This is a genomic window from Nonomuraea sp. NPDC049784 (genome assembly GCF_040659615.1).
GTDB lineage: Bacteria > Actinomycetota > Actinomycetes > Streptosporangiales > Streptosporangiaceae > Nonomuraea.
On sequence record NZ_JBFAMX010000348.1, the window covers coordinates 1 to 10518 of the forward strand.

At 65.5% G+C, this 10518-nt stretch carries 12 protein-coding genes; 4 read left to right on the forward strand and 8 right to left on the reverse strand.

Features of this window, described 5'->3' with window-relative positions; all coding sequences use genetic code 11:
• Window positions 1–173: 173 nt before the first annotated feature.
• From AB0J09_RS42110 to AB0J09_RS42130, 5 genes are all read right to left on the reverse strand, one after another.
• Window positions 174–566 (reverse strand): hypothetical protein, encoded by a 393-nt coding sequence (locus AB0J09_RS42110; RefSeq protein WP_360704011.1) that lies wholly within the window; start codon window positions 564–566, stop codon window positions 174–176.
• Between the two features lie 64 nt (window positions 567–630).
• Entirely contained in the window at window positions 631–1020 is a 390-nt protein-coding gene (locus AB0J09_RS42115; RefSeq protein WP_360704014.1) for a type II toxin-antitoxin system VapC family toxin, read from the reverse strand.
• Window positions 1017–1262, reverse strand: coding sequence for a hypothetical protein (locus tag AB0J09_RS42120; protein ID WP_138710108.1), 246 nt, complete (start codon window positions 1260–1262; stop codon window positions 1017–1019). Before AB0J09_RS42120 ends, AB0J09_RS42115 begins: the two co-directional genes overlap by 4 nt.
• 117 nt (window positions 1263–1379) lie before the next feature.
• Window positions 1380–1748: a hypothetical protein gene (locus AB0J09_RS42125; protein WP_360704018.1), complete on the reverse strand. Its 369-nt coding sequence runs from the start codon at window positions 1746–1748 to the stop codon at window positions 1380–1382.
• The gene (locus AB0J09_RS42130) at window positions 1745–2800 is read right to left on the reverse strand and encodes a DEAD/DEAH box helicase family protein (protein WP_360704021.1); all 1056 of its coding nucleotides are present in this window, start codon (window positions 2798–2800) and stop codon (window positions 1745–1747) included. Before AB0J09_RS42130 ends, AB0J09_RS42125 begins: the two co-directional genes overlap by 4 nt.
• 36 nt (window positions 2801–2836) lie before the next feature.
• On the opposite strand from AB0J09_RS42130, the gene AB0J09_RS42135 reads away from it, so the two are divergent.
• Window positions 2837–3871: an integrase core domain-containing protein gene (locus AB0J09_RS42135; protein ID WP_360704024.1), complete on the forward strand. Its 1035-nt coding sequence runs from the start codon at window positions 2837–2839 to the stop codon at window positions 3869–3871.
• A gap of 338 nt (window positions 3872–4209) precedes the next feature.
• Here the strand turns inward: AB0J09_RS42135 and AB0J09_RS42140 are convergent, their stop codons facing one another.
• Both AB0J09_RS42140 and AB0J09_RS42145 read right to left on the reverse strand, forming a co-directional pair.
• Window positions 4210–4344, reverse strand: a complete 135-nt coding sequence (locus AB0J09_RS42140) for a hypothetical protein (RefSeq protein ID WP_360704026.1) — start codon at window positions 4342–4344, stop codon at window positions 4210–4212.
• Window positions 4341–5753, reverse strand: a complete 1413-nt coding sequence (locus AB0J09_RS42145) for an OFA family MFS transporter (protein WP_360704029.1) — start codon at window positions 5751–5753, stop codon at window positions 4341–4343. Before AB0J09_RS42145 ends, AB0J09_RS42140 begins: the two co-directional genes overlap by 4 nt.
• A 208-nt stretch (window positions 5754–5961) precedes the next feature.
• On the opposite strand from AB0J09_RS42145, the gene AB0J09_RS42150 reads away from it, so the two are divergent.
• Window positions 5962–8244, forward strand: a complete 2283-nt coding sequence (locus tag AB0J09_RS42150) for an FdhF/YdeP family oxidoreductase (protein WP_360704032.1) — start codon at window positions 5962–5964, stop codon at window positions 8242–8244.
• Window positions 8245–8442: 198 nt separating this feature from the next.
• Here the strand turns inward: AB0J09_RS42150 and AB0J09_RS42155 are convergent, their stop codons facing one another.
• Window positions 8443–8715 (reverse strand): hypothetical protein, encoded by a 273-nt coding sequence (locus AB0J09_RS42155; protein ID WP_360704035.1) that lies wholly within the window; start codon window positions 8713–8715, stop codon window positions 8443–8445.
• Window positions 8716–9667: 952 nt separating this feature from the next.
• Here AB0J09_RS42155 and AB0J09_RS42160 point away from each other — a divergent pair.
• Together AB0J09_RS42160 and AB0J09_RS42165 are read left to right on the forward strand one after the other, a co-directional pair.
• Window positions 9668–9904 carry a hypothetical protein gene (locus tag AB0J09_RS42160; RefSeq protein ID WP_360704038.1) on the forward strand — a complete coding sequence of 79 codons (237 nt, stop codon included), beginning with the start codon at window positions 9668–9670 and terminating at the stop codon, window positions 9902–9904.
• A gap of 106 nt (window positions 9905–10010) precedes the next feature.
• On the forward strand, window positions 10011–10518 hold a 508-nt coding region (locus AB0J09_RS42165; RefSeq protein ID WP_360704041.1), incomplete at its 3' end, for an ATP-binding cassette domain-containing protein.

Consider the following 10518-nt stretch of genomic DNA (forward strand, 5'->3'; position numbering starts at 1 on the left):
GCACATCCCAGCCCGCCAACCGGTGGTAACGCTACAAATCCGTCCGATCACATTGCGACATCACTGGCATGGACTCGCGAAACGCACTCTAAGGAACCTCGTCATTGATCTGGAGGATGCGGGCTGCCGGGCCCGGTTCCTGATTCGAGACCGTGACGGCAAGTTCCCCGCTCTCATGACCCGATCACCGAACCGGCGCGCATCCTCGACCTGAACATCCACCGACACGACCGGCTCGGCGGAATCCTCCACGAATACTCACATGTCGCTTGAACTGCACGGACGTAATTTTCGGCAGGCACAGGGTCGGGCAGCGGCAGGTCGAGGATGCCGATCGCCTGCTTGTGCTTGCCATGGCGGCAGATCGCCACGATGCCACCACCTACCAGGAAGTCGATCGCGGTGATGGTGACCTTCAGGCCGAGCACGGTCGTCTCGAACGGCACCGCCAGGTTGTCGCTGATCATCACATGAAAGCCGGAGAGCTGCTCATCATCGTCGTAGGCGTCCACGAGCGCCTGCTCGATTAGTTCATCCAGATGATCGTCAGGGGGGCGGCGAGTCACAGCAGCACACGATACTCCTGCGGGAACCCCTGTGATCACCCTTGGCAAGGGGACTGCTTGACCGTCAGGGCTGTGCGGGGGTGATGTCGGTGTGCGGGAAGTCCTCGCCTTTGAAGAGCAGGGGCTGGTCGAGGTCTTTGGCGAGAGCGTAGGCGAAGCAGTCGCCCATGTTGAGCCTGGCCTTGGAGTTGTTGCCCTTGCCGTAGATCTGGTACGCCTGCCGCGCGATCCTGGCCTGATGGGGCGTTACCGGCTCGACGATGAGGCCCATTTCGTCGACGAGTGTGTCGAAGGCGTTGCGCATGGCCTCACCACGGTTGTCTGCCACGATGGCCGCTTCGACGTAGTTGACAGCCGAGATGCGACATACGGCTGCGGCGATGGCGTGGGCGAATTGGGCGGCCTCGGGCTCGCCGTTGATGACAGCGATGATGGCGCTGGAATCGATGATCACGCGGGTAGGCCGGTGTCCGGGTCGTACAGGTCTTCAATGGAGAGCCGGTCCTGACCCAGGTGGGTTCGCATGCCGGCGGCGATGCTCAGGATGCGTTCGGCTCTGCCAGCGGCTTCAGAGCGGCGTTCCAGCGCTTCCAGACGGCGTTCGAGCACTTGAGCGGCGTGCTGGGTTTCCTCGGCCAACCGGATGACCCGGCGGGCGAGGTCATGAATGGGCTCGTGTTCGAGGTCCACGCTCACCGTCGCTCGACTCCCTCCGTCGCGGGCGCCTGTGTTGCACCTTCAGCGTAACTGGTAGCCGAGCCTTACTCGCGCCGATGGGCAGCATCCGTCCGTGCCACACGGGTTCTCTTCGAGTCACGGGTTCTTCTCGGGCATGGTGCCGGCGGCGGCATGCCAGGCTTCCCAGGTGTCGGGGCGGAGTCTGCCGCGGTCAGCGACCAGGAGTCCTTGTTCGCGAGCCCACGCGCGCACCTGCGATGCGGTCGGCTGCTGGCCGGTTGGCCGGGCGATCTCTGGTGGGGTGGGGCTCGAGGGAGCGGCGGTGGTCGGTGTGCGTCCGCCTGAGTCGGATGCTGTGGTGGTGAAGCCGAGGCGGGTGAGGGTGCGGCGCCGCTTGCCGTACATGCGTTCCAACTGTGGGACTTGTGCGTCCAGATAGTCGTGCACCTCGACGTCGTGCTTCGCGGCGGCTGCTCGCATGATCCGGCCGACGTGCTGGATCACCTTTCCTTTGAACGAGATCGGCATCGCGAGGAACAGGGCGTCCAGCCGGGGCAGTCGAACCCCTCACCTGCGACCTTGTCGATGGCCACCAGCACCAGCGGGCCTGCCTCGGTATCGGCCAGGCGTGTGCGGACGTGGTCGCGTTCTGCGGCGCCGAGTTGCCCGTGCAGGAGTGTCGCTGCCAAGCCCTTGTCCTCCAGGACCGCGGCCAGGCATTGGAGGTGTTCGATTCGATTGGTCAAGAGCAGGCTGTTTCTACCCCGGCGTGCCGCGTCCGCGACGTCGGCGGCGATCTGGGCGGTCCGGGTGTCGTCTGCGGCCAGTTCGCCGTAGATCGCTTGGAAGGAGGCGCCGTCGTTTCCGATCTCCTCGGTGCTGAAGCCGGTCGCGTGAACGACGAGCCGCTGGGCGAACGGCACCTCGGCGGTGATCTCGTGCCTGATCGGTCCGCACTGCATCGTGATGAGCGCGTCCATCTGGTCGGCCCGGTACGGCGTCGCCGATAGCCCGATCCAGCGCTTCACGGCCACCTGACGGATGGCGGCCTCGGCGGCCGGAGCACCGACCGCGTGACATTCGTCGACGATGACCATGCCGTACGCGTCCAGCAGTGACGGGTCGGCGTCGCGGTGGGCTACGGACTGCAGCATGATGACATCGACGACACCGTGCCGCTTGTCTTTGCCCTTGCCCTTGGCGCCCACCTGCGCTCCGTCAAGATCGAGGAACGTCGTCAGCCGTTCCTTCCATTGGTCGAGCAGTTCGGCGCGGTTCACGATGATCGCAGTTGGCACTTGATGCCGGGCGATCAGTGCACAGGCCATCACGGTCTTGCCCGCGCCGGGCGGCGCCATCAGGACTCCCGTGAGGTGCTTGGCCATCGCGGTGACCGCCTCGGTCTGTACGTTTGTCAGCTCTCCGGTGAAACGCACCGTGATCGGATCATGCTCCGAGATCGTGGTGGCGATCTCGAGGGCGCCGCCCTGTACCGCTTCAAAAGTCAGCGTAGTGCGTTTGACCTGCGGGTCGACCAAGGCGGCGGTGGACGGCAAGATCAGTCCGTGTCTCTCCGCCTCCTATATCTGATCATGATTCGGTTGTTCAACTGGCTGGCGCTACTGGGTCGAAGTGAGACGGCCAAGAATGTCGAGATCATGGTGCTCAGGCATGAGGTGGCGGTGCTGCGGCGTCAGGTAGCCCGGCCGAGACCGGACTGGGCCGATCGGGCGGTCCTGGCCGCGCTGGCGCGCTTCTTACCATCCGTCCTGCGCGCTCACCGGCTGGTCACGCCGGGCACGCTGCTGGCCTGGCACCGCCGCCTGGTCCGACACGCTTGGACGTATCCGAGGCGGCTTGGCCGCCCGAGGACGAGCAAGGAGATCCGGAACCTGGTGGTGCGCCTGGCGCGGGAGAACCCAGCCTGGGGATACCGTAGGGTGCACGGTGAGCTCGTCCGGCTCGGCCACGAGGTCAGCGAAGCAACCGTGCGGCGGATCCTCCGGAGCCGGCAGTTCGGCCCGGTTCCCCGAAACGTCGACACCTCATGGTGGACGTTCCTGCGCACCCAGGCGAAAGGCCTGTTGGCTTGTGATTTCTTCCATGTCGACACGATCTTCTTGAAGCGCCTGTACGTGCTGTTCGTCATGGAGGTGGCCACTCGGCGCGTGTATATCCTGGGCGTGACCGCGAACCCCACCGGCAGCTGGACGGCTCAGCAGGCCCGCAACCTGCTCATGGATCTGGGTGAGCGGGTCGGCTCGTTCCGCTTCCTCATCCGCGACCGAGACGCCAAGTTCGCCGGCGTCTTCGACGAGGTCTTCGTCGGCGCGGGTGTGAGGGTGGTCAAGACTCCGCCGCGCACGCCGCGGGCGAACTGCTACGCCGAGCGGTGGGTACGTACCGTACGGGCCGAATGCACCGACCGCATGCTGATCTACGACGAACGGCACCTGCGATCGATCCTCGATGAATATGCCGGTCATTACAACGCGCATCGACCGCACCAGGCTCGGCAACAACGCCCACCAGATCAGGACGAGCGAGTCGCCACTCCGATGGAAGGCCGGGTCCAGCGTCGAAGAGTGGTCGGCGGGGCGATCAACGAGTACTACAGAGCTGCCTAGGTGACTCAAAGAAATACCAGCTCAGGCCCTGTGTACGAGATTTGATGCGGTACAAGGCTCGAGGTCTCGGTTCCGTGGAGTCTTCCCGCTCGCGTCGGCACGGTCCGTGCCCGCGTGTGGAGCTCGAACGGGTGGAGTCAGTGGACTCACACCGAAACCCTCTCGTCTAACAGGACGTACCGCAGCTCGGTCTACCCGCAGCGGCACTTCCCCAGCCAGACCAAGATCTGTGTGGAGGGCTTCAGGGACGGCAGGAGCATCGGTCTTCCCTGCTTCACCGTCGTCTGATCCGAGCTGACGTGCGGCGGCCTGGTTCTCGACCGCGGGCCAGGCCGCGTTCAGCCGCTGAAGAGCTGACCGAGCTTCAGCAGCAACTCGTAGACGCCGTAGGCGAAGGGCAGGCTCACCCAGGCCCAGGCCAGGATCATCAGGGGAATGCGCCCTGACGCCCCGCCGTGCTGGTCCGCCATCATGATCCTCCTTGCGTGGTGGCCACGATGTCCTGTCCGCCGACCCCCATGGCCTGAGGCTCGTGGAACTTGGCGTTCACGGGACGGATCAGCTCGTTGGCCAGGAAGCCGATCGCCAGCAGTGCGATCATGATGTAGAGGGATGTGGTGTAGAGGGCGGGGCCCGTCTTGCCGGCGGCCTTCTGAGAGTCGGCAATGGCGTTCACGATCAGCGGGCCGAGGACGCCCGCGGTGGACCAGGCCGTGAGAAGGCGGCCGTGGATCGCGCCCACCTGGTAGGTACCGAACAGGTCCTTCAGATACGCCGGGGCGGTGGCGAACCCTCCTCCGTAGAAGGACAGGATGCCCATCGCGCACAGGATGAACACGAAGCTGTGGGCGTTCCCCGCCAGCGCGATCACCAGGTACAGCAGGGCGCCCACACCGAGGTAGACGCGGTACATGTTCTTCCGCCCGATGAGATCGGAGGTCGAGGACCACACGATCCGGCCTGACATGTTCGCGAGCGACAGTAGGGCCACGAAACCCGCGGCCGCGCTGACCGAGACCGGTGCGGCCGTGTTCGCGAAAAAGTTCGTGATCATGGGCGCGGCCTTCTCCAGGATGCCGATGCCCGCGGTCACGTTGAAGCAGAGGACGATCCACAGACACCAGAACTGCGGCGTGCGAATCGCGTTGCGTGCCGAGACGTTCGCGGTGGTGACCAGCGCTCGCGCGGTCGACCGCGCCGGGTCCCACCCCTGTGGGCGCCACCCGTCCCGTGGAACCCGGACCAGGAGCACGCCCAGGGACATGAAGACCGCGTAGACCACGCCGTGCACCAGGAACGCCTCCGCGATTCCGCCCGTGGCGGTCCCGAAGGAGCCGAGCATCTGCGTCGACCATGGCGAGGCGATGAGCGCGCCGCCACCGAAGCCCATGATCGCGATGCCCGTCGCCATGCCAGGGCGGTCGGGGAACCACTTCATCAACGTGGACACCGGCGAGATGTAACCGATGCCGAGGCCGATTCCGCCCACGAAGCCGTACCCGAGGACCACCAGCCAGTACTGCCGGGTCGCCACGCCAAGCGCGGAGATCAGGAACCCCGCGGAGAAGCAGACCATCGATATGAACATCGCCCAGCGCGGGCCGTTGCGCTCGACCAGAGGTCCGCCGAAAGCGGCGGACAGCCCCAGCATGACGATGCCGAGCTGGAAGGGAAGGGCACTCTGGGTGCCAGACAGGTGAAGCGCCGACTCAAGCGGCGGCTTGAACACGCTCCACGCATAGGCCTGTCCAATGGCGAGGTGCACCGAAAGCGCGGCAGGGGGGACCAACCACCGGCTCCAGGTAGGGGGCGCTATCGTTCGGGAGCGACTGAGAAACCCACCCGATGTGGGAAATGTCAGCTTTTGACCATCTTCTGGCATAGATGAGTAGTATGTCGGCATTGATACTGTCTGTCTATCCTTGCTTGGCGTAGTCAGTTAGCTGCGCTATGGAGCCGCTGCTACGGCATGGGACCTGCCACGACTGCCCCTCGGCTGTCGATGCCTGACCTGGCTCCCCGGCCGGGAGCGTGGCCATCACCAGGCAGTACCTTTACACAAGGCGGATGGCCAGAAAAGGGGGTATCGGGTGGCTAAAAGGGCTCCGCGGCGGGACGTTGGCGACGAGGGCCTCCAGGTGGGATCACCGAAGGAGTGGGCGGCAGGAGCCCCAGCGGTGGCTCATTCCCTGGCGATCTCGTACGCGCAGATGGGCGTCAAGCGCACATTCCTGACGCTGGCACAGGTGAACCAGAAGAACGGCTTCGACTGCCCGGGGTGTGCGTGGCCCGAAGGGACGCACCGCAGCCCGGCAGAATTCTGCGAAAACGGCGCGAAAGCAGTGGCCGAGGAGGCCACGCTCCGGCGGGTGACGCACGAGTTCTTCGCCGAGCACGCCGTCACCGAACTGGCGCAGCGTACGGACTACTGGCTCGGCCAGCAGGGCAGGCTCACCGAGCCGATGCACAAGCCGGTCGGCTCCGACCACTATGTGCCAGTGTCATGGGACGAGGCGTTCTCCATCATTGCGAAGGAGCTTCGAGAGCTCGACAGCCCGAACGAGGCGCTCTTCTACACCTCCGGTCGCACGTCGAACGAGGCCGCGTTCGTCTACCAGCTCCTGGTGCGCCGTTACGGCACGAACAACCTGCCGGACTGCTCCAACATGTGCCACGAGTCCAGCGGCTCGGCACTCACCGAGACGCTCGGCATCGGCAAGGGCACGGTCTCGCTTGAGGACCTCTACAAGTCCGACCTCATCTTCGTCGTCGGCCAGAACCCCGGCACCAATCATCCCCGCATGCTGTCGGCCCTGGAAAAGGCCAAGGAGAACGGCGCCCGCATCGTCGCGGTGAACCCGCTACCCGAGGCTGGCCTAATGCGGTTCAAGAACCCACAGCGACCTGCTGGAGTCATCGGAAATGGGACCAAACTCGCGGATCGGTTTCTCCAGATCCGGCTCAACGGGGATCTCGCCCTCTTCCAGGCCCTGTCGCGGCGGCTGCTCGAGGCCGAAGACGCGGCGCCCGGTTCGATGATCGACCGCCAGTTCGTCGAGGCACACACCAACGGCTTCGACGACTGGGAGAAGAACATACGCAAGCTCGACTGGGCGGACGTCGAGGAGGCAACCGGGCTGCCCCGGACGGCGATCGACGACACGGTCGAGGACGTCATCAAAGCTAAGTCGGTCATCGTCTGCTGGGCGATGGGTCTCACCCAGCACAAGAACTCCGTGCCCACCATCCGCGAGGTCGTCAACTTCTTGCTGCTGCGCGGCAACGTCGGCCGGTCAGGCGCCGGTGTCTGCCCCGTGCGTGGACATTCCAACGTCCAGGGCGACCGAACTATGGGCATTTACGAGAAACCTTCCGCGGCGTTCCTCGACTCGCTGCGCGAGGAGTTCGGGTTCGAGCCGCCGCGCGAGCACGGCCACGACGTCGTGGATTCGATCAGAGCGCTGCGCGACGGGCAGGCCAAGGTGTTCTTCGCAATGGGTGGCAACTTCGTGGCCGCGACCCCGGACACGGAGGTAACCGAGGCGGCGATGCGTAAGGCCCGGTTGACCGTTCAGGTGTCGACCAAGCTAAACCGCTCTCACGCCGTGTGCGGTGAGCAGGCGCTCATCCTTCCCACGCTGGGCCGTACCGAGCGGGACGGCGACCAGTTCGTCACCGTGGAGGACTCCATGGGCATGGTCCACGCCTCCCGGGGACGATTGCGGCCGGCCTCGCACTATCTGCTCTCCGAGGTCGCCATCGTCTGCAGGCTCGCCCGCAAGATGTTCGGCCAGGATGCGGACTCCGACATCCCGTGGGAGCGCTTCGAGTCCGACAACGATGCCATCCGTGACAGCATCCAACGCGTGGTGCCCGGCTTCGACGACTTCAACGCCCGGGTGCGTGCCCCGGGAGGCTTCACCCTGCCCAACGGGCCACGTGACGAACGGCGTTTCAACACGGACACGGGGAAGGCCAACTTCACCGTCAACGCCCTTGAGATTCTACGCATCCCTGAAGGGCGGCTCCTTCTTCAGACGGTGCGCAGCCATGACCAGTACAATACGACCATCTACGGGCTGGACGACCGTTACCGCGGTGTCCGCAGCGGCCGCCGGGTCGTTTTCGTGAATCCCGACGACCTCGCCCATCTCGGCATCGCCGACGGTGAGACCGTCGATCTGATCAGCGAATGGCCTGACGGAGAGCGCAAGGCGGAGGGGTTTCGTGTGATCGCCTACTCGACCTCGCGTGGCTGCTGTGCGGCCTACTACCCGGAGACCAACGTGCTCGTGCCCCTGGACTCGGTCGCGGAGACATCCAACACCCCGACCTCGAAGAGCATCGTGGTACGGCTCAGCCGACGAGTCTGAGGCTGCTCCGTGCCCATCCGGAAGCGCACCTTAGTGCGCGGTGTCGCCGAGCAGTTCGCGGCCCTGCCAGCCCACGTCGTCCCAGAACGCCTTGGGCGCCGGGTCGGTGCGGGCGGACGGGTCACTACAGTTCGTCGATCCCAAGACCAACCGATCACGGCGCATGGTCCCGGTGCCGGATGAGACCTTGGCCGCCGTTCATCCTCGGCGTCCGTGGCAGCGTGGTGATGGACGAAGCCCTTCAGCTTTGAAGACTTCCCGGAAGGCGGCGGTGAAGAGCGGGTCTCGATCGTGGATCACGAACCGCAGGCCGGCGATGCTGTCACCCAGATCCATGAGCAGGTTGCGGGCTTGCTGCGCCGTCCATGCTCCAGTCGGGTGCGCGGTTACTCCGGCCAGGTGCAGTCTCCGGGTGCCGTGCTCGATGAAGATCAGCACATACAGCCGCTTGAGCAGCACCGTCTCGACCACCAGGAAGTCACACGCGATGATCGCGTGGGCCTGAGCGACCAGGAGCTGCCGCCAGGTCGGCCCGGCCTGGCGGGGCGCCGGATCGATACCGGCCGCCGTGCGGGATCTCCCACACCGTAGAGGCGGCGATCGAGTACCCCAGGCGTGCCAACTCGCCTTGGATTCTTCTATGCCCCCAGGTCGGGTTCTCCCGCGCCATCCGCACGATCAGCGCCTTGAGCGGCCGGCGGGTGCAGGGCCGTCCCGGGCGCCTCCTGTCCGTGAAGGTCCACTTACGCGCTACCAGGTGACGATGCCAACGCAAGATAGTCGCAGGGGTGACCGGGAACACTTCCGTCCACCGGCGGCGGCAGATCAGCCGCGACAACGCCGCAAGCCAGAGCCGATCGACATGACCCCACCGCGGCGGGCCGCCGAGCTGACGGCGGAGCACGTGGTTCTCGTGACGGAGCACCAGCAACTCAACATCCTTGGACAGATCAGAACGGACCAGCACCGCCAGCAGGCCGCAGGCCGCACAAGCCCCTCACCAACCGGTAGACCAGCGTCAACACCACATCGCGATGGTCGCAGCCACCGTCCTGATCGCTCAGCAAAACCCCTGATCACAGCACGAAACCGTATTTCCGAGCGGGACACGGTGCCCGCGGTGACGGCGGCGATCTGGGCAAGGCTCAGCGGGATCATGGCTCGATCATGTGCGGACCCGGGCCCGGCTGCCTCCTCCTACGGGCCTGACGGCTAAGCCTTGAGGACCGATCATCGGCACCTCAGACGGAGGCACCGGCCGCACCGTGCCGGGCACCGTAATGCCATGACCCTCCTGCTGTCCGATCGGTGTGCCGCCGGCGTCTGGCGCGACCGGGAGGACCGACCGATCGGTCCGGCAGCGTCCCCCGGAGTTCAAGGATCAGCTGCTTCGCGAGGCCATCTTCCGAGTATGGCTCGGAAGATGGAGGCTGCACGATGGGTCGCCACAGCGGACGCCTCTGTTCACGTCTCCGGGGACGCGATCGACATCGGGCACTTCGATGCCACGGCGTGGCTATCCGAACACGGCGCCGAGTACGGGCTGTGCCAGATCTACAGCAACGAACCCTGGCACTACGAACTGCGCCTCGAAGCCATCGATGACGGCTGCCCGCCCATGTATGCCGACCCTACCCACGATCCAAGGATGCAGCAGTGACCAGCACGCTCGGCATATCCCAGCCCAGATCCGTCGACCTCCTACCGCCCACCCTACAAACGATCCCCGAACGACTCCAGCCCGGTCAAACGAAAGCCTCTATGCCATGACGACCACCACCCAGAAGGCCACTCAGGAAGCCGTGGCCGTCAGCGCGCGGGACCTGACCAAGATTTACGGCCGGGGCGATGCCCAGGTGCATGCCCTGCGCGGCATCGACCTCGACCTCCCGCGAGGGAGGTTCACCGCGATCATGGGGTCGAGCGGATCAGGCAAGTCCACGCTGATGCACTGCCTGGCCGGACTTGACCAGGCCAGCGGCGGCACCGTCACCGTGGCCGGCACCGACCTCGGATCACTCGACGACGACGCGCTCACGATCTTCCGCCGCGAGCACGTCGGCTTCGTGTTCCAGTCGTTCAACCTGCTGCCGATGCTCACCGCGCTCCAGAACATCGTGCTCCCGCTTGAGCTGGGCGGTCGCCGGATCGACGACGCGGCGCGCGAACGCGCGCACATGCTCGCCGATACCCTCGGCGTGGCCGACCGGCTCGGCCACCGGCCCGCGGAGCTGTCCGGCGGCCAGCAGCAGCGGGTCGCGATCGCCCGGGCCC

Coding starts and splice junctions, on each gene's coding strand:
- AB0J09_RS42135 (WP_360704024.1), top strand. CDS start 2,837: ATGATTCGGTTGTTCAACTGGCTGGCGCTACTGGGTCGAAGTGAGACG.
- AB0J09_RS42140 (WP_360704026.1), bottom strand. CDS start 4,344: ATGATGGCGGACCAGCACGGCGGGGCGTCAGGGCGCATTCCCCTGATG.
- AB0J09_RS42145 (WP_360704029.1), bottom strand. CDS start 5,753: ATGCCAGAAGATGGTCAAAAGCTGACATTTCCCACATCGGGTGGGTTT.
- AB0J09_RS42160 (WP_360704038.1), top strand. CDS start 9,668: ATGGAGGCTGCACGATGGGTCGCCACAGCGGACGCCTCTGTTCACGTC.